A 25,264-nucleotide genomic window follows, 5' to 3' on the forward strand; every position below is an offset into this window, starting at 1 on the left:
TATCGGTAGAAATCATAAGCAGATAATTGGTTAAATATTTGAATGTCAATAACTTAAATATACCAATTTTCTGCTTTTCCTGCAATATAAAACACCCATTTCTTAAGTCGAACTCACGTTAAATAGCAAGTCCACTCCAAAACCACGGCCGGAAAAAGTGGTAAAAACGGTTATTGTAGAAACTGTCAAGAATGGCAATGTGCCAATTATTGTTCCCGCAAACGGAAATCTCGTGGCTAAAAGAAGGGTGGAACTCTATGCTGAGGTCCAAGGTGTTTTTAAGCCTGGGAACAAATTATTTAAACCAGGACAGGAATATAGGGCAGGCGAAATACTAATAAGAATTGACGCTGCCGAATATTATGCCAACGTTCAATCTTCCAAAAGTAATTTATACAATTTAATCACTTCTATAATGCCCGATCTTCGATTGGACTATCCAGAGGTATTTAATAAATGGCAAACATTTTTGGCCAATTTTGACATCGACAAAAGTGTTCCTTCTCTTCCTGAAATGACTTCGGACAAGGAAAAATATTTTATTTCGGGACGAGGAATTCTGACCAATTATTACACTGTAAAGAATTTGGAGCAGCGATTGGCCAAGTATACTATTGAAGCGCCTTTTAATGGGGTTTTGACCGAGGCATTGGTCACAGAGGGTACCCTGGTCAGATCTGGTCAAAAATTAGGGGAATTTATCAATACCAATGATTATGAGCTCGAAGTTGCCATTAGTAAAACTTACAGCGATTTACTGAGTGTTGGCGAAGTGGTGGAGTTAAAAAGTATTGATAGGAACCTAACCTACCAAGGGAAAGTCACGAGGATAAATGGCCGGGTAGATTTGGCTTCACAGACCATTACGGCTTTTATAGAGGTGAAGGACCCGGACCTTAAGGAAGGGATGTACCTAGAGGCCCACCTTAAGGCCAAGGAAGAGCCAAATGCCATTGAAATAGATAGGAGTTTATTGCTGGAAACCGAAGAGATATTTGTGGTACGGGACTCCGTATTGGATTTGATACCGGTGAAACCGGTTTATTTTTCGGATAACAGCGTAGTTTTAAAAGATGTGCCAGACGGAATAACAATCCTATCCAAACCTGTAATGGGTGCCTATTCCGGTATGTTGGTAAAAGTATTTAAGGACCAAGAAACCAACGATCAGGACCTATGAGGAATATTATAGCCTATTTTATTAAGTACCATGTAGCCGTTAATGTAATAATTTTGGCTTTCCTCATTTTCGGTATTGTTGGGGCATTATCGTTAAAATCTTCATTTTTTCCTTTAACAGATTCTAAAAATATTACTATAAATGTCACCTATCCAGGTGCTTCGCCCCAAGAAGTGGAAGAGGGCATTGTTCTCAAGATAGAAGATAATTTAAAAGGATTGGAGGGGGTAGATAGGGTTACTTCCACTTCAAGGGAAAATAGTGGAGTCATAAATGTGGAAATTGAAAAGGGCAGGGATATAGACTTTATGCTCCTTGAGGTTAAAAATGCGGTAGATAGGGTGCCTTCATTTCCAACGGGTATGGAGCCCTTGGTGGTTTCCAAACTGGAGACGGTGAGGCAAACCATTAGTTTCGCCATCAGTGGTGAGGATATTAGTTTGTCCGCCTTAAAACAAATTGGCAGGCAGGTAGAGAATGATATCAGGGCCATGGAAGGTATCTCCCAAATCAATATTACCGGATATCCTGCAGAAGAAATAGAGATTGCCGTAAATGAAAATAGTCTTTTGGCCTATAATGTTTCATTTGACGAGGTAGCGCAGGCCGTATCCAATGCAAATATCCTGGTTACTGGGGGCAATATTAAGACCAACGCAGAGGAATTCCTTATTAGGGCCAACAATAGGTCCTATTATGGCAATGAATTGTCCAATGTGATCGTCAGGGCCAATGCGTCAGGGCAAACAGTGCGCCTAAAGGATGTAGCGGTTATTAGGGATCGGTTTTCCGAAACGCCCAATGCTACCTACTTTAATGGGAATCTAGCAGTGAATATAGCTATTACCAGTACCAATACAGAGGATTTAATAACCTCATCGGAAAAGGTAAAGGATTATATAGAGCAGTATAATCAAAAGCATAACAATGTAAAGTTGAGCGTAATAAGTGATCAGTCCATAACACTTACGCAACGAACCCAATTGTTGACAGAGAATGCCATAATGGGGATGATACTGGTGCTAATCTTTCTTTCACTGTTTCTAAATACGAGGTTGGCATTTTGGGTGGCCTTCGGCTTACCGGTGGCTTTTTTGGGAATGTTCGTCTTTGCCGGTTTTTTCGATGTAACCATCAATGTTTTGTCGCTTTTTGGAATGATTATCGTTATTGGGATCTTGGTGGATGATGGTATTGTAATAGCCGAAAATATTTATCAGAATTACGAAAAAGGCAAACCCCCCATTCAGGCTGCGGTAGATGGTGTTATGGAGGTGTTGCCTCCAATAATCTCAGCTATCATAACCACGATTTTGGCTTTTTCCATTTTCCTGTTCTTGGATAGTAGGATAGGCGAATTTTTTGGGGAGGTCTCGGTAATTGTAATTTTAACCTTGGTGGTGTCCTTGGTTGAGGCTTTAATAATTTTACCTGCGCATTTGGCCCATTCCAAAGCCCTTCAGCCTTTGGATAACAAACCTAAAGAAGGAATAGCCAAGGTATTTGCAAAATTGAGGGTTATCAATGAATGGGGCGATAGCCTTATGGTATGGATGCGGGATAAATTATATGGTCCAGTACTGCGTTTTTCCCTTCGCTACAAAATATTGATGTTCTCTATTTTCGTAATGTTGCTATTTTTAAGCTTTGGTTCCATTGGGGGTGGTATTATAAGAACTTCATTTTTTCCACGGGTGGCAAGTGACCGAGTTTCCGTAGACTTGTTAATGCCTAACGGGACACATGAAAGGGTAACCGATTCCATTATTAGCTTAATTGAGGAAAAGGCCAAAATCGTGGACCAAGAGCTAACGGAAAAGTACTTAAAGGGCAGTGGTAAAAAGCTTTTTGAAAACATGATCCGGAAGGTGGGGCCTGGCTCCTCCACCGCCTCTTTGGATATTAATCTCTTGCCAGGGGAAGAAAGACCGGACGCGATTAGGTCGGACTTGATTACCAATAGATTACAGGAATTGGTAGGTCCGGTTATTGGAGTTGAAAGTCTGATATATGGTTCTGGCGGCAATTTTGGGGGCAGCCCCGTCTCGGTTTCCCTATTGGGCAATAATATAGGGGAATTGAAAGAGGCGAAAAAAGAGCTTAAGGAAATCTTGCAAAATAATGCCCTTTTGAAGGATGTGGCGGACAATGATCCGGCTGGAATAAAGGAAATAAGATTGGAGCTGAAGGAGAATGCCTATCTGATGGGGTTAGACTTGAGAAGTGTTATGAATCAGGTACGGGCCGGATTTTTTGGAGCCCAAGCGCAACGCTTTCAACGTGGGCAGGATGAAATTCGCGTATGGGTTCGTTACGACCGTTCCGATAGGTCATCCATCAATGATTTGGATAATATGAGAATCAGTACTCCCAATGGAAGTAAGGTTCCGTTAAAGGAAATTGCCAGTTACGTAATAGTTAGGGGGGATGTTGCCATTAATCATTTGGAGGGTCAGCGCGAAATTCAGGTTTCTGCGGATATTAAAGATGATAAGACCACTAGTGCCACCGATATTATGAACGAAATAAGGACCGTTATCATGCCGGATATACATTCTAGATATCCCACTGTAACAGCATCCTATGAAGGTCAGAACAGGGAGACCGCTAAGCTTTTTGGGTCTTTAAAATTTGTTGGCCTATCCGTTTTGCTCTTGATCTATATTACCATAGCCTTTACCTTCAGGAGTTTTAGTCAGCCCCTTATGTTGATTGTTTTGGTGCCCTTTAGTATCACTGCAGTTGCCTGGGGACATTGGATCCATGATTTCCCCATTAATGTTTTGTCCATGCTGGGAATTATAGCCTTGATAGGAATAATGGTAAACGATGGCTTGGTGCTTATTGGAAAATTTAATGGCAATCTTAGGGAAGGGATGAAATTTGATGATGCCATTTATGAAGCTGGTAAATCTAGGTTTAGAGCTATATTTTTAACTTCTATAACGACCATTGCCGGTTTGGCACCCTTGCTTTTGGAAAAAAGTAGACAAGCACAATTTTTGAAGCCAATGGCCATATCCATTGCCTATGGCATTGGGTATGCAACCGTATTGACATTATTGATGTTGCCTTTGTTCCTAGCTTTTAGCAATAAAGTTAAGGTAGGTTCCAAATGGCTGATTACGGGGGAAAAAGTGACGAAGGAGGAGGTAGAACGGGCCATAAAGGAACAAAAGGAAGAAAGTCATATGCAAAGTTTCGAAAAATATGAGCAAAATGGTCATTCTCGGGTAATATCAACAGCTATGGAAGATGAAACCGTAATATCTAACAAATTGGAAGACAAATAAGTAAATGGGGTATAAATATATTATTACAGGCCTGCTAATCGGTTTTTACGGAGTTGTCAGTGCCCAAGAGGGCTTATTGTCTAAGGAGGCTGCCATATCAATGGCTCTGGAAAACAATTTTGGTATTAAGGTGGCCAAGAACCAGGTGGCAATTGCAGATAATAATTCGAGTATCCTCAATTCAGGTTACTTGCCCAGACTCACAGGTACAGCTGGTGCTACCTACAACGAACTGAATAGCAATACCGAGTATCCGGGCCAATTTGAATCCAGTGGTAGCCCAAGGGCTGATTTGGAGATAAATGATGCGGAATCCCAAGCCTATAATGCCGCTCTTAGTTTAAACTATACCTTGTTCGATGGAATGGGCAGGCTCTATAATTTTAAAAGATTAAAAGAGCAGTATCAACTGACAGAGCTGCAAGCAAGGGAAACCATAGAAAATACGATTCTACAATTATTTAGTGTGTATTATGAGATTGCTAGGTTGACCGAAAATGAGAATGTTTTGAGACAGGCTCTTGAAATTTCCAAAGACAGGATCAAAAGAGCGGAATATTCTTTTGAATACGGACAGAATACCAAATTGGACATCCTTAATGCGCAAGTGGATGTTACCAATGATAGTATTAGTTTAATGAACGTGAAACAGAGTTTGGCCAATACAAAAAGGGATTTGAATGTGGTACTCAATCAAAATCTCAATGAAACATTCGTAGTGGATACCTTGGTAAGTTTTATTCCTAAATTGGAGTTGGAGGACTACATTGCCCAGTTCAAAGAAAACAATGTATCCATACTTCAGACAGAACGCAACTTGACCATCAACGAGTATGATATTAAGGTGAACAGATCGGGCTATTTGCCCTCAGTGGGATTAAGCGGTAGCTACGGTTGGAATTTGAACCAAAGTGCTGCAACTTCATTTCTCCCTGGTCAGATTATACCAGGAAGCAATAGGAATAGTTTAAATTTGGCTTTAGGAGCCAACCTTACATGGAATTTATTTGACGGGGGAGGAACAACCGTAAGGTTGAAAAATGCCAAGATAGCCTATGAGAATCAGGAAATATTCAAGGAGCAAGTAATGCTTGAAGTGGATAGGGATATTTTGAATGCCTTGGAAATCTATGAAAACAGATTGCAGATTTTTAAAATCCAGGAACAGAATGTTGTGACCAATCGAAATAATTTTGAACGCTCCAAGGAACAATTTCAATTAGGACGTATAACATCCATAGAGTTCAGGCAGGCCCAAATAAACTTGCTCAATGCACAGACCAATAAAAATTTGGCAAAATACGATGCCAAGTTGGCGGAATTACAACTCTTGCAATTAACAGGGCAGTTGTTGTCGGTGGAGTTTTAAGATTTTTATATTCCGTTCAATAGGAAGAAAGCAGACTTATACAGCTACTTAGTTGAGCTAATTAAACGTTTGATCCATGTACGAACACTTCTTTCAATGTCCCTATTGTTGGGAAGGGATATCTATGTTATTGGATCCATCCGTTTCCCGGCAGACCTATGTGGAAGATTGTGAGGTTTGTTGTAATCCTATATCCGTAACCCCGGTTTTTAGTGAAGGGGAGCTACTTTCTTTTGAGGCTCTGGATATTGGACAATAATATGTTTGGAGCACTTATGTCCCCATAAAAAAGACAGCCTAAATACGATAATTTAAACTGTCTTTTTTGAGGCCCGTATTAGAGTCTAAATTTATTAGTGAAACTCAATTTTGAGAAGTCGGTAAGACGCAATTAAAATTGCGAGTGGAACTAATCCCGCCTTTTTCGGCGGGATCCAGGTTCAATACCTCTACCCTAGGGTTCAGGGCCTGCCTTTGTCGGCAGACAGGCCCTGAGGTTTAATACCTTTTATTTCTTATAATCCCCTGCATTTATTACCGTCCAATTCTCGAAGGGTTTAATGTATTTATGAATGGCATTGTTGATATCGCTTATGGTTAAATTCTTCACTTTTTCTTCCAGGTTTTTTTGGAATTCCATAGTGCGATCGTAATAAATGTTGTTGTTTAATAGATTGGCCAGTTCCGCATCCTTGGCCCTGGAAACATTTTCCTCCTGCACCCAGCCATTTACGGCATTCTTCAATTCTTCCTCTGTAATGCCATCTTTAATGAATCTATCCAATTCCTCTTTAAACCCTAATTGCACCTTTTCATAGTTCTCCGGGGCGTATATGGCGTATAGGTACATGGATGAGTTTTGGTCGTCCACATTGGAATCGGCTTGGAATCCAGCACCGGCACCATAGCTAACACCGTCTTTCTGACGTAGCCTATCCGCTATCCTCGAATTTAGAAAACCGCCGCCCAGGATGGTAACCGCCATATTTAAGGCAGCATAATCTTCATCGTCCTGGCTAATTTTAACCTTAAGGTTTCCAAGGGTCATGGCATTTTTTTTGTCAGGGGTAAGTATGTCTTCATTTACTTTTTGGGAATCAGTAAATGGATCCTCTATTCTGGCGTAAGTATTTTTGCTCTTGAAGTTGGCAAACTCTTTTTCCATGTAGGTTTTTAGTTGTTCTGGTTGCATATCCCCTATACCAACCAGAATGGACTTGCCCAAACCGTAAAACGCCTTGTGGAACTTTTTAATATCTTCTATGTTGATTGCCCTAATAGCCGCTTCCTCTTCTTCAACCGACATGGCGTATAGGGGATGCCCTTTGGGAAAGGTGTTGTTTATCTGGGATAATCTTTTGGAGGCCAAAAATTGAGGTTCCGTCTTATTGCTTTCCAAATAGGCCAAAGACTCGGTTTTTAATTTTTCCAATTCTGCAGCTTCGAAGGATGGGGTTTTGAGCATTTCCGACATCAAGGCCAATGTGGCCATAAGGTTATCTTCTGTAGAAACTACATTGGCATAGACATTCCCGTTACTGGCCCTGAAGGACACCGAAGATTTTAATTTGCTCAGTTCATCCTCTATCTGTTGTCTGGATTTGGAGCGGGTACCTTTGTTCAGCATACTTGCGGTAAATGAAGGTACAACCCCTTTGTTTTTAAGGGATTCCTCGTTACCATTTCTTATACTGAAACTAAGCCTAACGGTTTTGCCCCGATTATTCTTTTTAATAATACCATATGCAATTCCGTTGGAAAGTTGGCCCTGGTCCAATCTGGATTGAATGGCATCATAGGAAACATCAAAGGCCTCACCCGTACCCATATCTTCTTTACCTTTGTAGTCCGATACAAGGGCGTCGAGATTTTGGGTGTGCTCAATCTCTACTCTTTCAGGTTTTTTGGTAGGATTGAATCTGCCTATGGTTCTATTGGTGGTAATTAGGTATTTTTTGGCCACTTCATTTACTGCTTCAAGACTGGCGTTTTCAATTCTATCCCGTTGTATAAATGCTAAACGCCAATCGCCTCCACCGATAAATTCGCTCATATAAGTTCCCAAATACGAAGAATTCCTAAAGATTTGATCGGTTCGTTTTAAAAGATTGGCTTTGGCACGATCCAATTCCTCCTGGGTGATAGGTGTGGTTTTTACCGCATCCAATGTTTCCTTTAGTACTTTTTCCACTTCGTCCGCATTTTTGTCCGAAGGCACATCTACGTTGATATACAAAAATCCGGGTTCTTTGGTGAATGGGGAAAAAGACCAAAGCGAAGAGGCTTTCTTGGCCTCGATCAAAGCTTTGTAGAGCCTTCCGGAAGGCTCATCGGTAAGGATGTTTTCTATGATGGAAACGGCAGCATAATCCTCATGTGAACCTGCTGGGGTATGGTACATGGCGGAAACTATTTGTAGATCGCCAACACGGTTTAGTTGAACCGTTTTTTCCCCATCCTGTGCCGGCTCTTCGGTATAGGATTCCCTTAGTGGGGTAGAGGGCTTCACAATTTTACCAAACTTTTTTTGGATCAAGTCAAGTGTTTTGGCTTCGTCAAATTTTCCGGTAACCATTAAAACTGCATTGTCCGGGCGGTAGAATTTTTTATAAAATGCCTGTAGGTTTTCTATAGGGACACGTTCTATGTCCGATCTATTCCCAATAGTGCTGTTGCCATAGTTGTGCCATATATAACCGGCATTGATGACGTTCTGCATTAGAACCCTTGAAGGGTCGTTTTCACCACTTTCAAATTCATTCCGTACCACACTGAATTCCGATTCCAAATCTTTTTTGGCAATATATGAATTCACCATACGATCTGCCTCTAGGTCCAAGGACCAATCCAGATTTTCATCAGTGGCATTAAAGGTTTCAAAGTAGTTGGTCCTGTCGTACCAGGTGGTTCCATTGGGACGGGCTCCATGTGAGCTTAATTCTTTGGGGATATCAGGATGGTTGGGAGTGCCTTTAAAAACCATGTGCTCCAAAAGGTGGGCCATGCCTTTTTCCCCATAACCTTCATGTCTGGAGCCTACCAGATAGGTAATATTAACGGTAATGGTCTGAGAGGAATTATCGGGAAATAACAATACTTTAAGCCCGTTATCCATTTTGTATTCCGTTATTCCCTCTACGGAGGCTACCTTTTGTAATTGCCCAAAGGAAAGACTACTGTATGTCAGGAATAGTAGTATGAGTGATATGCTTTTTATTTTCATGGTAGTGTAGTTTTTTTGATATTCAATAATACAAAAATTAAAAGGTGTTTTATGAGTTGTAACCTTAGAAATTTTGAGTTTTGGATGTATATTGCAAGATAGGGATGGCTCTTTAGAAAAAATGTAATATTTTTAGCCCTTCAACCTAAACTAAATATTTAAAATGCTAAGTATAGCTCCTAGATTATCCAATCTACCACTTTTCAATTTTCTCGCATTGAGTTTATTACTGATTTCCTTGCAGTCCTGTAAATCGGGACAGGCGGTTACGGCCTCCTCGGATAATAAAATTCAGGTTTCAGAAGTGATTACGGAGAAAATTCCGGCTACCGATATTTCTTTTGACATGGTATTGATTCCTGAGGGGACATTCAAAATGGGAAGTCCGGAGAACCAAGTGAACAGAAAGGCAGATGAAGGTCCTATGAAAACTGTTGAACTGGATGCCTTTTACATGGGAAAATATGAACTGGGCTGGGAGGTTTTTGAGTTGTTCTTCAAGCAGAACAAGAATTTGTTCGAGAGTTTGGAAGCAGATAGGCTAAATGGCATAGATGCCATTACACGGCCCAGTCCTCCATATGAGGATCCTTCCTATGGTATGGGAAAGGTTGGGTATCCTGCAATAAGTATGTCAGCCTATTCGGCATTGGTGTTCTGCAAGTGGTTAAGTACCGTTACGGGAAGATTCTATAGATTGCCAACGGAAGCCGAATGGGAATATGCAGCCAAGGCCGGAACCAATACGGCCTATTCCTTTGGGGATGATATTTCCAAAATTGATGAATATGCCGTGTATTATAAAAACTCCAATAACCAGTACGCCAAGATGGGAAGCAAACTGCCCAACCCTTGGGGTTTGTATGATATGCACGGAAATGTCTCGGAATGGACCTTGGATGAATACAAGGAAAATGCTTTGGCCATTACCGAATCCAAGAACCCTTGGGTAAAACCTACCGTAATCCATCCCAGGGTATACAAAGGTGGGTCTTGGGACGATGATGCAAAGGCACTTAGGTCGTCCGCTAGGATGGCATCCAGCTTAAAATTGCAAAAGAGGGATCCACAGATTCCAAAAAGTTTTTGGTGGAACACCGATTCCAATTTTATTGGATTTAGATTGGTGAGTCCAAAAGTTCAACCCTCAAAAGAGGAACAAAAACAATTTTGGCAAACTGTGTTGGACGAGTAGAACTACCAAGGGAACCCCTATTGTAAACCAATCATTAAATTAAAAAGATGAAAAATATACTGTTCATATTATTGTCATTGCTGGTTTTTACCGGATATGCCCAAGAATCATATACGTTGTCAAAAGAAAGTGTCCTCAAAATCAATGGTTCGTCTACCATTCATGACTGGACTGTGACGGCCAATTCACTGCAGGGGTCCATGAAAATGAAGGATGGTACTGTAAAGAATTTGTCGTTGCAAGTTGGGGTATCCGAAATAAAAAGTGAACGTGGGGCGGCCATGGATAAAAAGATGCATGCCGCCTTAAAGATGGAGGAGCATCCTGAAGTATCCTTTAAATTTCAAGAAATCAAGAAAAATTCCGAATCGGAAAATGCTTATGAGATTCATGGGGTGCTCAATATAGCTGGTGTTGAAAAAGCTGTCACAATTGCTTCCGAATTAAAGGAAGAAGGTGTGAATTATATTTTTAAGGGAAGTAAGGAGATAAAGTTACAGGATTTTAATATGGAACCTCCTACGGCAATGTTTGGCCAGATTATAGTGGGGGATAATGTCACTATCGATTTTGATCTGGTATTTGCCAAGGGCTAGGGCAACGTTAAATTGCCCGTTCGGATAGTTAAGGGGTTTGGTTTAAATATCAATAATTGTTGGGGCGTTATTTCTTTGACTGTTCTTCCCGAAAACTTCCAGGGGTCTTTCCAGTATGGCTTTTAAATATTCTCGTAAAATAGGACAGGTTCTCCAATCCGACCTTTTCCGCAATTTGCTTCAGGGAATTGTTGGTGGAAAGCAACAACAATTGCGCCCTTTCAATTCGCTTGGATTGAATGTATTTATTGGGCCGCATCCCAAAATTTTCATTGAAGATCCTAGAGAAATAATCGGTGTTTAAATGACAAAACTCGGCCAACTGGCTCACTGTTAAACTTTCGTGGAGATTCTCATGGATATAGTTAAGAACCATACCAAATTCCTTTTTTACATTGTTCTTTACGGACAAGGAGTTGGTATCCTTTATGAATCTGGATAGCAAGATCTCTAAAATGGCATGGGTTTCCATGAATTCCGAAGGACTTAATTCTTCATTCTTCTTTTCAAAGTCCATTAGGGTAGGTCTGTTATCATATACTTTTGGGTTGTAATTTTCCAATTGCCTATTAGGATTTATTTCCAACAATCGCTTAAAGTAATATAGGTCCATGGGGTTTGCCTCCAAGTCGTAATCAAAACTACCAAAATTGAAAATGGAATATCCACTTTTTAATTCTTCCAAACAGCATATGTAATATTGTTCATGATATACATCGCATTTATACCTGCCAAAAGTATAACTCGGTATTAGATATATGTGGCCAGGCTTCAATTCAATGGCTTCATTACTGTGATATATCATGGCTTCTCCTTTGGTAATATAATAGAGTCTGATAAATGGGCTAATAACATCATCATAGTCCCATAGAGGGTCCAGTTTGGCATAGCCTACGTTTAATAATGACAACTTTAGAGATTGAAGTATTTTGGACATGATTAATATTTTGTCGGATTTGGAGTAATGGTTTTAAATGGATATTTAAACACCTAATTTAGTACAAAATGTAGGATAAATTATATATTGTTGAAATAACAATGTCGGAAATGTGCAAGACTTGAACTGATTTGGATGTGAAAAATGAATCCTTAAATTTTATCTTTGAAAAAGTGCTAATAGTATGATGGTATATGGCAATTATTAGGAATATTTTAGTTTATGTTTGGGTTTTATCGGTTATATCCTGTGGCGGCCCCGAATTGCCCGAATTGGTATCACTGGAATATGATAGATTACCAAAGGATATAGATTTTAATCTGCACGTAAAGCCTATTCTTTCTGATAAATGCTTTATATGTCATGGCCCGGACAAAGCAAAAATAAAGGCCGACCTTCAGTTGCATACCCCTGAAGCAGCTTATAGGGAGCTAAAGGAATCCCCGGGAAAGTTTGCCTTAACACCAGGGAGTTTAAGAAAAAGTGAGGTGTTTCACAGAATTTTATCGGACGACCCCAACTATGTAATGCCGGAACCTGATTCCCACCTGAGCTTGTCCGACCATGAAAAGGCCGTTTTAATAAAATGGATTGAACAAGGTGCCGAATATAAAGATCACTGGGCCTTTATTAAACCAAAAAAATACCCTGTACCGGAAGTTAAGGGCAGGGACATGGTAGAAAATGCTATTGATAATTTTGTGTTGGCCCGCTTGGAACAGGATAAATTGCAGTTCTCCCCTAAGGCCGATAATGAATTATTGTTGAGGAGATTGTATCTGGATTTAACAGGCTTGCCACCAACTTTGCAGGATATGGATTCCTTTTTGGAGGACCCTTCTTCCGAAGCATATGAAAAAGAGGTTGATAAATTGTTGGACTCTCCCCATTACGGTGAACAAATGGCCTTGGATTGGATGGATTTGGCCCGTTTTGCGGATACACACGGATACAGTGTAGACCGTTATCGGGACATGTCGCCTTGGCGGGATTGGGTGATAGATGCCTTTAATAAAAACATGTCCTATGAGCAGTTTTTAACATGGCAACTGGCAGGGGATCTAATTGAAAATCCCACTCGGGAATCAATATTGGCCACAGCTTTTAACCGTGTTCATCCACAAAACATGGAGGGTGGTATTGTAAATGAAGAGTTTTTGGTGGAATATGCGGTGGATAGGGCCAGTACAGTTGGACAGGCTTTTATGGGGCTTACCGTGGCCTGTGCCAGATGTCACGATCATAAATACGATCCCATATCCCATAAGAATTTTTATGAACTTACCAGTTTTTTTAATAATGTGAACGAGTCGGGGCAAATTTCATGGAATGATGCCACCCCGGTACCCACCTTAATGTTGACCACCGAAGAGGAGGAAAAGGTACTTTCCTATATGAAGCAGCTTATTCAGGAGACGGAGGTGGAAATAAAGAAAGTGGAACAGCGGGAGGTTGCTGTAAATTTTGATAAATGGTTATCCGAGAAACAATATAAATCCATTGGGGCCAAAGTCGCTTCGAGAGGATTGACGGCCTATTTTGATCTCAATGATCAAAGTTTGCGCAATGTTATCGATCCATATCAAAAGGGAACTATGAAACGGGAGGGCACCGAAGGGCAAAAAATAAATCTTTCGAGCGGAAAACAAGGTAAAGGGGTTCTTTTTGATGGAGATACGTGGTTGGATTTAAGAAAAACGGGTGTTTTTGGAAGAAATGATGCCTTTAGTATAAGTCTATGGGCCAATATACCCTCAAATATTGAGAACGGAAATATTTTTCACAAAGGCGATGGCGCTATTTTGTACAATTGGCGTGGATATCATCTTAAGATTGTGGACAATAAGTTGGAACTGATGATGGCCCATACTGCCCCGAACAATGCCATTGTGGAAATTGCCGCAGAACCATTTCCAAGGGACCAATGGGTTCATTTTGCCATTACCTACGACGGGTCTAGTAAGGCAGACGGATACAAGCTATTTGTTAATGGCAAGGAAATGGAGACCCTGGTGAAAACCGATAATTTATATAAGGACATTCTTTTTAGAAATAATAATGAACCAGGGTTGCAATTGGGAGCCCGATTAAGGGGGAAAGGGATAAAGGGTGCCGTGGTCGATGAAATAAAGGTTTATAAAAGGGACCTGTCTTCCCTTGAGGTAATGCAATTGGCAGGTAGTCCCCAATTAAATGAACTGATTAAAAAGGAGGCAGGTAGTATTGGGTCCAGGGATAAAAAATTATTACAGGAACACTATTTAAAAGTGGTCTCTGTGGCAACCCAATTGCAAGGCCGAAAATTGGACGAACTGCGCAAGAATTATGTGGATAGTGTTGAAAAAGTAAAGGAGGTAATGGTCATGGAGGAGACCCCTGAACCGGTACCGTCCTATATACTGGATCGAGGAGTGTATAACGCCAGGGGGGAAGAAGTGGTTCCCAATACCCCTGAAGCCATTCTGCCTATGCAGGAAGGATACCCAAAAAACCGATTGGGATTTGCGCAGTGGTTATTTCATGAGGACCATCCACTTACGGCCAGAGTGGCGGTCAACAGGTTTTGGCAACACTACTTTGGCAATGGCTTGGTGAAGACTTCGGAGGATTTTGGGAATCAGGGTGAAATGCCGAGTCACCCCGAATTACTGGATTGGCTGGCATTGGAGTTTAGGGATTCAGGATGGGATGTGAAGGCTATTCAGAAGTTGATAGTGATGTCTCATACCTATCGGCAATCTTCTATGGTAAGTGGGGAATTGATGGAAATGGATATGGACAATAGACTTTTGGCAAGAGGACCTTCTAAGAGGCTCTCCGGGGAGATGCTGCGCGATAATGCTTTGGCCAGTTCGGGATTGTTGAACAAAAGCATTGGAGGGGAAAGTGTAAGTCCATACCAACCAGAAGGGTTATGGCGGGTAAACAACGCTACCTATAGGCAGGATACCGGGGATAAATTGTACCGAAGAAGTATGTATACCATTTGGAAGCGTTCCGTGCCACATCCTACCTTGGCTACTTTCGATGCTCCCGCACGTGATGTATGCACCATTAGGAGACAGGAAACCAATACGCCCCTACAAGCTTTGGTGTTGCTAAATGATCCCACTTATATTGAGGCATCCAGGGTTTTGGGCAAGCACATTAGCGATGCGGAAAATTTAAAATTGGGTGTTTCCAAGGTCTTTAGACAGCTTACTGGGCGTAAAATAAAAGACAATGAACTGCAATTATTGGTTGAGCTCCAAGAGAAGGAATGCAAAAAATTCGCGACCAACCTGGAAAGAACAAAGGGATGGCTAAATACAGGGGAATTTAAATTGGGGGACGGGGACGATAAGGCAATGGTAGCTGCCAATGCGGTGGTGGCCAATACCATTATGAATGGGGATGCCTGTATTACCAAAAGATAATAAGTTAAAGAATAGTATAATTAATCGGGAGGATATGTGCGATCATCATAATAAACTAAGGTCTAACAATCGGGATCTTCAGAGCATTGAAAGACAATTGGATAGGAGGGAGTTCTTTAAAAAGACTTCCCTGGGGATCGGGGCTATTGCGCTTAGTTCTTTATTGAATACAGAAAAGGTTTGGAGTGCTGTTAACCCCGTCGCAAATCCAAGTAATTCCATAGGTTCTTTCACTAGAAATAAATTGGGACTGCCACATCATTTGCCCAAGGCCAAACGTATTGTGTATCTGTTTCAAAGCGGTGGGCCCTCACAATTGGATCTGTTCGATTATAAACCAAAGCTTAAGGATATGTTCGGTCAGGATTTACCGGATTCAATTAGGGCGGGTCAGCGTCTTACGGGGATGAGTGCGGATCAAACGGCTTTTCCCATTGCTGCGTCCACCTTAAATTTTAAGCAGTATGGGGAATCCAGGGCTTGGGTCAGTGATGCTATGCCCTATTTATCAGAGGTGGTGGATGATCTATGTTTTATAAAAGGAATGCATACCGATGCTATTAACCATGATCCGGCCATAACCTTTTTTCAAACTGGGAGTCAACAGCCGGGAAGACCCTCCATAGGATCTTGGATCAGTTACGGACTGGGATCCGACAATAATAATTTACCAACCTTTATTTCCTTAGTCTCAAAAAACGGTTCAGGGCAACCCTTGTATTCCCGTTTATGGGGCAATGGCTTTTTGCCAACGGAGCATCAAGGGGTGCAGTTCCGTTCCGGAAAAGACCCGGTGCTTTATTTGGGGGATCCCGAAAATTATGACGGTGATGATCGTAGACAGATGTTGGATTATTTAAAAAAATTGAATGGGATAGCTTATGATGCCTACGGGGATCCAGAAATTAATGCGCGAATAGCACAGTACGAAATGGCCTATAGAATGCAGACTTCCGTTCCAGAAGTTACGGATACTTCTGATGAACCAGACTATATTTTTGACCTGTATGGGCCAGATAGTAGAAACCCGGGAACATATGCGGCAAATTGTTTAATGGCCCGTAAACTTTTGGAGAAGGATGTGAAATTTGTACAATTGTACCATCAGGGCTGGGATCAACATGGCAATTGTCCTGGGGGTGTAAAATATCAAAGCAAGAACACCGATCAGGGAACTGCGGCCTTGATAAAAGATTTGAAACAAAGGGGCATGTTGGAGGACACCTTGGTGGTGTGGGGTGGAGAGTTTGGACGCACGGTCTATTCGCAAGGCCAGTTGACCAATACCAACTACGGTAGGGACCATCACCCGAAAGCTTTTACCATGTTCATGGCAGGGGCAGGGGTGAAACCAGGATTTACTTACGGTGAAACAGACGATTTTGGATATAATATTATTAAGGATCCAGTACACACCCACGATTTTCAAGCTACTTTATTACATCTTTTTGGGATAGATCACGAGAGGTTGACATATAAACATCAGGGTAGGCGGTTTAGACTAACCGATGTGCATGGAGATGTGGTGAAAGATATTCTTACTTAAAGCATGGGGATTATTTAGGTTATAAGTTATAAGTGGTATTAAAAGTTAGGAATGGATAGTAGTGTGCCCGATTTTGTATTGTTTTTAGGTAGATTTCACCCACTTGTGGTGCATTTGCCCATAGGTTTTTTATTCTTTGCGATTGTTCTGGAATTATACGGGCGCTGGAATAAGAATCCCCAACTGTACATGGCCATTGATTTGGCTTTGTTGGGTGGTGGTATAAGCGCCTTGGTGGCCAGTGTACTGGGATATATGCTTTCATTGAGCGGAGACTATGACGAAAGCACGTTGGATACCCATTTTTGGTTTGGGCTAGCGACAACCTTGATTACTTTTTTTGCTTGGGGCATACGTTCCGGCAAGCTTAGGATAGCACAATTAAACGGTCTAAAACCCAACATGGTTGCCCTTACCTTAGTGGTGGTTTTGGTGAGCGTTACGGGTCACTATGGAGGGAATTTAACCCATGGAAGCGATTATTTGATAAAATACGCACCTTTCGGGAGATCGGAAAAGGTTGTTCTACCACCTATTGCCCAATTAGAGGAGGCTGCCGTATATGACTATTTGGTAAATCCTATCCTTGAATCAAAGTGTACCAGTTGCCATAATTCCAGTAAGAAAAAGGGAGGACTCTCATTTCAGGATACCATTGCCATAAAAAAGGGAGGTAAAAACGGGGAGGCTTTTATTGCAGGTAATGTTGCCAAATCCGAGATGATAAGACGCATTATGTTGGATCCACACGATGAGGATTTTATGCCTCCGGAAGGAAAGACCCCTCTTACTGGGGAAGAGAAATCAATATTGACCTTTTGGATAGATAATGCCAATGCCGATTTCAGGGTAAAGCTGGCCGATTTGGAAACCCCTGAGGAAATAACAAGTATTGCTTCCACTATGTTAGGTTTGGAAGATGTGACCGGCAAAAGTGGAATCCCCTTGCCCAAGGTGGGCCTAGTGAAAGAGGAAGTAATTGGAAATATTGTGAGTGCCGGATTTAAGGTTCGGGAATTAATATTTGAATCGGGTTTGTATGAAGTTGTATTGCCCCCAAATTTTATTAATTCCTCGAATAGCGATGACTTGGATGGGAAGCTGGAAATGTTACTTCCGATGAAGGACAATATTATTTGGCTTTCCCTCAAGGACAACGATGTGCAGGATAGACATTTAAAGACCATCGGTCAATTTGTAAACCTTCAAAAAGTGGAGCTGGAAAAAAATCCGATCACAGACAAGGGTATTGCTGAAATTATCGGAATCCAAAGTATAACTGGACTTAATCTATATCAAACCAAAATTACGGCATCCAGTTTGGATAACTTTTTAAAAATGAAGGGTTTGAAGCGTGTGTATGTCTGGGGAACGGCAATAACTGAAGATGAGGTGGCAAGATTTGCAGAAAAACAAAATCGTCCCGACATAATAATGGGAATGTAAAAGTATTGATAGTCCGGAAGCCTAGGGGATATTATAGGTATTTGGTCCAGGTTAAAGTTAAATGAGCTTAGTCTAGGTCTTTTAATTAAAATATGTTTCTATTTTTAGTATAAATAATATCATATATGTATATTGAGGAGCAGTATCCCATCGTAGGTGTGTAAGGTGTAATACAGTTCTTTCCTCCTAGTAATCAAATAAATAAAAATTTAGTTCCCTAATGAAACAGAAAATAGGTATAGTAATAATTTTGTTGGGCCTGTTAGGTTTGCTGTTCGCATTTAAATCGGGGTTTTTCACATCTTCCCAAGATGGGTATGTTAACCAGAAATTACCGGAGGTGGTCGATTATAATTTCCACATAAAGCCTATACTTTCTGATAATTGCTATACGTGCCATGGCCCGGACGCCAATAAGCGGAAGGCCGGTCTACGCCTGGACCTGGAAGAGGCTGCATTTTCGGAATTGCCGGAGAATCCGGGAAAATATACCATAGTATCGGGTAAACCGGGTAATAGTCTATTGTACCAACACGTGGTCTCCGATGACCCCAAAAAGCTTATGCCCCCACCGGATTCACAATTGGCATTGAATTCCTATGAAAAGAAGCTATTGCGAAAATGGATAGAGCAGGGTGCCAAGTTTGCCAAGCACTGGGCCTTTATACCTCCTAAAAAAGCTGAACTGCCAAAAACTGAATTGACGGATTGGATCCAAAACGAAATAGATGCCTTTATTTCGGAGAAATTGGAGGAGAACAATCTGGTCCCTTCGGCAAAAGCGGAGGAACATACACTGGTCAGGAGAATGAGCCTGGACCTTACGGGCCTTCCCCCCAATGCCGATCAGGTGGATCGATTTCTCAACAATACCTCTGCGGATGTTCTGGAGCGGGCCATAGATGAATTTTTGGACTCCCCCAGCTATGGGGAGCGGATGACGCAGGTATGGCTCGATGTTGCCAGATATGCGGATTCCCATGGCTACCAGGACGATAGTTATAGGAGTATGTGGCCTTGGCGCGATTGGGTGATCCATGCCTTTAACAACAATATGCCTTACGATGAGTTTTTGAGCGTGCAACTGGCGGGCGACCTTATGCCCAATGCCACCAAGGAGCAGATCCTTGCCACCGGGTTCAATAGGAACCACCCCATAACCCAGGAAGGCGGTGTAATACAGGAGGAATACCAATCGTATTATGTGGTGGACCGTACCAATACTTTGGGGAAAGGCATTTTGGGCCTTACTTTGGAATGTGCCAAATGCCATGACCATAAATACGATCAATTGTCCCAGAAGGATTATTTTGAAATCTATTCCTTTTTCAACAATGTGGATGAAAAAGGGTTACGTATGGATGCCGTACAGGCGGCCAATCAGAAATATTTTGCCGATGCTCCCTTTATGACCATTACCGATGAGGAGACCAGCGGAGTTCTGTCCTTCGTCAATAAGGCCGAAGGGGAAGCCGTGAAGGTGATGGTGATGAACGATTCCATGCCCAGAACAACCTACATTTTCAATCGTGGGGAATATGATAGTCCGGGAGAGGAGGTGAGTCCCAATGCCCCTGAAATAATCCTTCCCTTTTCCGAAGATCTTCCAAAAAACAGATTGGGGCTGGCCCAATGGGTGACCGATGAAAACAATCCATTGACCTCTAGGGTCTTTGTAAACAGGATCTGGGGGATGTTGTTCGGGAAAGGACTTGTGGAAACTTCGGAGGATTTCGGGGTTCAGGGCAGTCTTCCCACCCATCCACAATTGTTGGACTGGTTGGCCAGGGATTTTATGGAACACGGCTGGGACATCAAATATCTGTTGAAAAAAATAATGCTATCCGCTACCTATCAGCAAAGTAGCATAGCTACCGAGGAGTCCAAAAAGGCGGACCCCGATAACAAGTGGCTTTCCAGGGCTCCCAGATTTAGGATGAGCGGGGAGATCATTCGGGACTACGTTCTGGCCACCAGCGGTTTGCTGAATAGAGAGATCGGTGGCCCCAGTGTAAAACCTTACCAGCCCCCAGGGCTTTGGGAGGAGACCAATGCCGGTGGCAATAGGGGGGTGCTTACCACCTATGTGGCCGATGAAGGCGATAAACTGTACAGACGTTCTTTGTATACGTTGTGGAAAAGGACCTTGCCACCACCCAGTATGTCCATTTTTGATGCGCCCAACAGGGATATCTGTGAAGTCAGGCGCCAAAAGACCAATACGCCCTTACAGGCATTGGCACTTCAAAACGATGTTCAGATGTTGGAAGCTGCACGGGTACTTTCGGAAAATATCATCGCGGAAATTCAAGATCCGCAACAATGGGTTACCACGGTCTTTCAACGCATATTGGTAAGGCATCCCAAGGAAGAAGAAAAGAAGGTTTTGGAGGAATATTATACGGATGCCCTGGAGAATTTCCTGAACAGCAAGGAAAATGCCGAGAAATTGGTTGCCCAGGGAGAATATAAGAGGTTGGATACGGATCCTGCAAAGACAGCTGCGCTGATGTTGACGGCCCAGGTAATCTACAATCTAGATGAAACAATTACCAAAGAATAACTATTATGGAAGAAGACAAATCAAAATCTGAAAATCCACTTAAGGTAAACCGTAGGCACTTTTTTTCCCAATTAAGTGTGGGAATCGGTTCTTTGGCCCTAGGGTCTTTATTGATTCCAGACCTGTTCAAAGGAGGTAAGGGGCCTGTGGCCAGCCAGCCTCTTGGTATTCCCCATTTTGCCCCAAAGGCTAAACGGGTAATCTATTTGTTTCAATCCGGGGCCCCATCCCAATTGGAGTCGTTTGATTATAAGCCAACCCTGGTCAAACGTATGGGAGAGGATTTACCGGAATCTATACGTAAGGGACAGCGACTTACCGGTATGACCGCTGGCCAGGATAAATTCCCATTAATGCCTTCGGCCGCCAAATTTTCCCAACATGGTAAAAGTGGTGCATGGGTAAGCGAATTTTTTCCTCATATTGCGAAAATTGCGGACGAGATATGTATTGTTAAAAGTATGCATACCGAGGCAATCAACCACGATCCGGCCATTACCTTTTTTCAGACTGGGAGCCAGCAATCCGGAAGACCTAGTATGGGTTCTTGGATGAGCTATGGTTTGGGCAGTGAAAATCAAAACTTGCCTTCTTTTGTGGTGCTTACCTCCAGGGGTAAGGGCAATAGCCAGGGCCTATACTCCAAATTATGGTCCAGTGGGTTCCTGGATTCCAAACATCAGGGGGTATTGTTGCGTTCCGGTAAGGATCCGGTTCTTTATTTGAACGATCCTGAGGGACTTTCCCGTTCCGATAAGCGTCATTTATTGGATCACGTCTCTTCACTCAATAAAATTCATCATGTTGAAACTGGGGACGATGAGATAGAATCTAGAATTGCCCAGTATGAAATGGCCTATAGGATGCAAATGTCGGTACCCGATGTTATGGATATTAAAAAAGAACCGGAATCCATTATAAAATTATACGGTGAGGAATCCCAGGTACCCGGTACTTATGCGGCCAATTGCCTTCAGGCCCGAAGGCTAGCTGAGAACGGAGTGCGTTTTATACAGTTGTACCACCAAGGTTGGGATCAGCACGGTAATCTGCCCAATGAAATGGCAGGACAGGCCAAGGATGTGGATCAGGCATCCGCAGCACTTATTTTAGACCTAAAACAACGCGGCATGTTAGAGGATACCTTGGTCATTTGGGGAGGTGAGTTTGGAAGGACCAATTATTGTCAAGGTAATTTCGACCCAAAAAATTACGGTAGGGACCATCACCCCAGAGCTTTTAGTATATGGATGGCAGGTGGTGGAATAAAACCGGGTATTACCTATGGGGAAACCGATGAATTTGGGTATAATATTGTGAAAAATCCAGTGCATATCAACGATTTTCATGCCACTATCATGAATAATTTAGGCTTGGATCATGAACAATTGATCTATAAATACCAGGGACGCAGGTTTAGGCTCACGGATGTTGCCGGTAATGTTGTAAATGATATTTTAACATAGTATATGGCTCAAAAAAATAATTCTCCTTGGGTCGATTATGTTATTTTCGGTCTTACCATATTTCTTATTTTCTGTTTAATTTTTGAATCTTTTATAGATATTCCCGGTCTTGTGGCCTGGATGGGGCGCTGGCATCCTCTGATTCTGCATTTCCCTATAGTATTGTTGTTAATGGCGGCTGCACTTGGGCTTTTCAATAGAATAGTCCCCAATGTTCTGCTTACGATTGCAACCCTTTCCGCATTGGTTACTGCCATTACCGGATTCTTTTTGGGAACGGAGTCCGCTCCCAAGGGCGATCTTATTTTTTGGCACCAATGGATGGGGGCAGGAGTGGCTTTCTTGGCGGTGGTATGGTATTGGCTGAGCAACAATCATTTGCAACAAACCTATTTGGTCAAGGGAATACAAGTAGTATTGATTCTACTAGTGGGACTCACTGGCCATTACGGGGGAATGATTACCCATGGGGAGGATTTTCTCGCTTGGCCAAAAAGCAAGAAATTGGAAAAAATTCCCGAAAACCCGCTGATTTATGAACATATAGTGCACAGGGTCTTGGACAACAGTTGTATAGGTTGTCATAATCCCAACAAGACAAAAGGGGAGCTTTTAATGACCAGTATTGACGAATTAATAAAAGGCGGTGAAAGTGGGCCGGCTTTGGTCATAGGTGACCCTGTGAACAGTGAATTGATCAGGCGTCTACATTTGCCTGTGGAGGATGAGGAGCATATGCCTCCTGAAGGCAAAAAACCGTTATCCGATAATGAAATACAGATATTGGAACGTTGGATAGCCTTGGGTGCCTCGGACACCTTAAAGTTAAGCGATTTGGACAACAGTGAACCTCTGGTGGGGTTGGTCAAAAAAATGATGGATAGTGGAACCACAAATTCATGGGCAAAACTTCCTAAAGTAATGGATAGCACCTTGCAAAATTTGGCTTCGGATTACATTACCATAAAAAGGATCAGCAGTAATTCACAGGCGTTGAGTATTTCCGTGTTTTTACCACCAGATTACAATTCTAAGAATATTACGGATTTAAAACGTATTTCGAACAATATCATTGAATTGGATCTAAGCGGTATCCCTATTGGTGAAAAGGAAATGGAACTGGTGGCCATGTGCAAAAATCTGGAATGGTTGGAAGTGGACCGTACCCCCATCACCGATGCGGAATTTATTAAATTGTCGGGCCTTGCCCAATTGAGAGTGCTAAAGGCTTATGAAACTGGTATTACCGATAAAAGTGTCGCCGTTCTAAAGGATTTGAAGGGGTTAAAAAGTCTTTATGTGTGGGAGACCCAAATTTCCGGGGATGGATTTGCGCAGCTTAAGGAGGCATTGCCCAATTTGCAACTGGACTACGGAATTGACCCGGAACTAAAAACAGAATTTATCCAGAAGGACAGTATTGTGGATAGTATACAGTAATTTTGTGGACGAATTTACAATTCCCTAACATGATTAGAGCTTTCTGCTTCCTAATTTATATTTGTCTATTTCTCAAGTGTTCTTTGCTAATAGCCCAAACACGGTTTCAATTTACCCATCAGCAAATGGGGACCCAAATTGGTTTGATATTTTACGATAAGGATAGCGATGAGGTAAGGGCAGATTCCATTGCACAATTAGTGTTCAATAGAATAGACGAACTGAATGGCACTTTAAGCAACTACCTACCTCAGAGTGAGATTAACAGACTTAGCAGAAGTCCAAATAAAAATGTGGCTGTAAGTAATGATCTGTTTCGGCTATTGCAGATTTCAGGGGACTTTTCCGCAAATACTAAGGGTGCCTTTGATATTACCTTGGGACCATTAATTGAACTTTGGCGTAAGGCTCGGAAAAATAGTCAACTTCCGTTAATTGAAGAGATACAGTCTGCCTTGAAAAGGATAGGCTATAACAATTTGGAATTCTTGGATGGGAATATTATAAGATTAAGGAAAGGAGGTATGCAATTGGATGTCGGAGGGATAGGCAAGGGGTTTGCAGCCGATGAGGCAATAGAGTTGTTGAAAAGGCGTGGTATAACGGCTGCCTTGGTGGATATGGGTGGTGATATCACCGTCAGCGATGCCCCACCCAATAAGGAGTTTTGGATTTTGGGATTTAATTATTTTGACAATAATGGGGAGGAGGTTTTCCAAAAATTAAAGTTGAAAAATCAGGCGGTGGCCACTTCCGGGGATTTGTATCAGTATGTTTTAATTGATGGAAAGCGATTTTCCCATATTATTGACCCAAGAAATGGTAAGGCACTAAACAATAATATACAGGTAACGACTATTGCCCCAAATGGAAGTATGGCTGACGCCTATGCCTCGGCTTTAAGTGTTTTGGGTATAGAAGAAGGCATGGAAGTTGTCCAAAAAGCACCTTGCCTAGAGGTATTTATGGTGGAGGATATACCTGGAGCATACAAACAGTGGAACAGTTCTGGGTTTCTAAATTATATAATTGGGGATTGAAATAGGAGTGTAACCAATAAAAGGCTGCTTCCCCAAGAAGGGGTAGGGGTAATTGGGGGGATCATTTGGAGTTCTGTGTTGGATCCCTTCCGACTTTTGTCCCTGAAAAAGGTCCAAAAGCCACCTTCCCTTGTCAAGGGAAGGAGCAAAAGGAATATTATATTTGGAGGGGATATGAAGCCTAAAAAAATACATAATAGACCTGAAACCAAAATAAGTAGAATAAAACTTCGAAAAAGCTTGACTTCTGCCGAAGCATTTCTTTGGAATGAATTGAAGGGCAAAAAACTGGATGGCAGAAAATTTAGAAGACAGCACGGTATAGGAAATTATATTACTGATTTTTATTGTGCAAAAGAGAATTTGATTATTGAATTGGACGGAGAAGTACACAACAATACAATATCAATAGAAATGGATGATAAGAGGACTGCATTTTTGAATGGGGAAGGATACACGGTTGTCCGTTTTGAAAATAAAATGGTTTTTGAAAATTTGCCCAGCGTTTTGCAAGAAATAAGGGATAATTTTAAGAGAAATAAACATAAATAGGG

Annotated in this window: 15 protein-coding genes and 1 pseudogene; 14 read left to right on the top strand and 2 right to left on the bottom strand. The window is 41.8% G+C overall.

All coding sequences use genetic code 11. The features are described from left to right. Window positions 1–118: 118 nt before the first annotated feature. From QSE00_RS20255 to QSE00_RS20270, 4 genes and pseudogenes are all read left to right on the top strand, one after another. Window positions 119–1,180 (top strand): annotated as a pseudogene (locus tag QSE00_RS20255) (efflux RND transporter periplasmic adaptor subunit); the annotation flags it as partial. After that, window positions 1,177–4,473, top strand: coding sequence for an efflux RND transporter permease subunit (locus QSE00_RS20260; RefSeq protein WP_286107267.1), 3,297 nt, complete (start codon window positions 1,177–1,179; stop codon window positions 4,471–4,473). The pseudogene QSE00_RS20255 and the gene QSE00_RS20260, both read left to right, overlap by 4 nt. A 4-nt stretch (window positions 4,474–4,477) precedes the next feature. Next, window positions 4,478–5,842: a TolC family protein gene (locus tag QSE00_RS20265; protein WP_110354678.1), complete on the top strand. Its 1,365-nt coding sequence runs from the start codon at window positions 4,478–4,480 to the stop codon at window positions 5,840–5,842. Window positions 5,843–5,918: 76 nt separating this feature from the next. Further along, window positions 5,919–6,101 (top strand): CPXCG motif-containing cysteine-rich protein, encoded by a 183-nt coding sequence (locus QSE00_RS20270; protein WP_286107268.1) that lies wholly within the window; start codon window positions 5,919–5,921, stop codon window positions 6,099–6,101. Window positions 6,102–6,350: 249 nt separating this feature from the next. Here the strand turns inward: QSE00_RS20270 and QSE00_RS20275 are convergent, their stop codons facing one another. Further along, window positions 6,351–9,065 (bottom strand): M16 family metallopeptidase, encoded by a 2,715-nt coding sequence (locus tag QSE00_RS20275; protein WP_286107269.1) that lies wholly within the window; start codon window positions 9,063–9,065, stop codon window positions 6,351–6,353. A gap of 163 nt (window positions 9,066–9,228) precedes the next feature. Here QSE00_RS20275 and QSE00_RS20280 point away from each other — a divergent pair, with 163 nt between their 5' ends. Continuing rightward, complete coding sequence (locus tag QSE00_RS20280; protein ID WP_110354681.1) at window positions 9,229–10,260, top strand: formylglycine-generating enzyme family protein; 1,032 nt, start codon at window positions 9,229–9,231, stop codon at window positions 10,258–10,260. 47 nt (window positions 10,261–10,307) lie between these two features. After that, complete coding sequence (locus tag QSE00_RS20285; protein ID WP_286107270.1) at window positions 10,308–10,856, top strand: YceI family protein; 549 nt, start codon at window positions 10,308–10,310, stop codon at window positions 10,854–10,856. 67 nt (window positions 10,857–10,923) lie between these two features. Here QSE00_RS20285 and QSE00_RS20290 read toward each other — a convergent pair whose 3' ends face one another. After that, complete coding sequence (locus QSE00_RS20290) at window positions 10,924–11,793, bottom strand: helix-turn-helix domain-containing protein (protein ID WP_286107271.1); 870 nt, start codon at window positions 11,791–11,793, stop codon at window positions 10,924–10,926. Window positions 11,794–11,987: 194 nt separating this feature from the next. Between QSE00_RS20290 and QSE00_RS20295 the strand changes: the two genes are divergently transcribed. The 8 genes from QSE00_RS20295 (at window position 11,988) to QSE00_RS20330 (ending at window position 25,262) form a co-directional block, all read left to right on the top strand. Continuing rightward, entirely contained in the window at window positions 11,988–15,209 is a 3,222-nt protein-coding gene (locus tag QSE00_RS20295; RefSeq protein WP_286107272.1) for a DUF1553 domain-containing protein, read from the top strand. 34 nt (window positions 15,210–15,243) lie between these two features. Then, window positions 15,244–16,755: a DUF1501 domain-containing protein gene (locus tag QSE00_RS20300; protein ID WP_110354816.1), complete on the top strand. Its 1,512-nt coding sequence runs from the start codon at window positions 15,244–15,246 to the stop codon at window positions 16,753–16,755. A gap of 51 nt (window positions 16,756–16,806) precedes the next feature. Then, window positions 16,807–18,201: a c-type cytochrome domain-containing protein gene (locus QSE00_RS20305; RefSeq protein ID WP_286107273.1), complete on the top strand. Its 1,395-nt coding sequence runs from the start codon at window positions 16,807–16,809 to the stop codon at window positions 18,199–18,201. A gap of 220 nt (window positions 18,202–18,421) precedes the next feature. Beyond that, window positions 18,422–20,764, top strand: a complete 2,343-nt coding sequence (locus QSE00_RS20310; protein ID WP_286107274.1) for a PSD1 and planctomycete cytochrome C domain-containing protein — start codon at window positions 18,422–18,424, stop codon at window positions 20,762–20,764. A gap of 5 nt (window positions 20,765–20,769) precedes the next feature. Then, the gene (locus QSE00_RS20315) at window positions 20,770–22,230 is read left to right on the top strand and encodes a DUF1501 domain-containing protein (protein WP_286107276.1); all 1,461 of its coding nucleotides are present in this window, start codon (window positions 20,770–20,772) and stop codon (window positions 22,228–22,230) included. 3 nt (window positions 22,231–22,233) lie between these two features. Continuing rightward, window positions 22,234–23,670 (top strand): c-type cytochrome domain-containing protein, encoded by a 1,437-nt coding sequence (locus QSE00_RS20320; RefSeq protein ID WP_286107277.1) that lies wholly within the window; start codon window positions 22,234–22,236, stop codon window positions 23,668–23,670. 125 nt (window positions 23,671–23,795) lie between these two features. Then, complete coding sequence (locus QSE00_RS20325; RefSeq protein WP_286107278.1) at window positions 23,796–24,710, top strand: FAD:protein FMN transferase; 915 nt, start codon at window positions 23,796–23,798, stop codon at window positions 24,708–24,710. A 174-nt stretch (window positions 24,711–24,884) separates the two neighbouring features. After that, window positions 24,885–25,262, top strand: coding sequence for an endonuclease domain-containing protein (locus QSE00_RS20330; protein WP_286107279.1), 378 nt, complete (start codon window positions 24,885–24,887; stop codon window positions 25,260–25,262). The last annotated feature ends 2 nt before the right edge of the window (window positions 25,263–25,264 follow it).

It is taken from the genome of Arenibacter flavimaris, assembly GCF_030291335.1.
Taxonomy (GTDB): domain Bacteria; phylum Bacteroidota; class Bacteroidia; order Flavobacteriales; family Flavobacteriaceae; genus Arenibacter.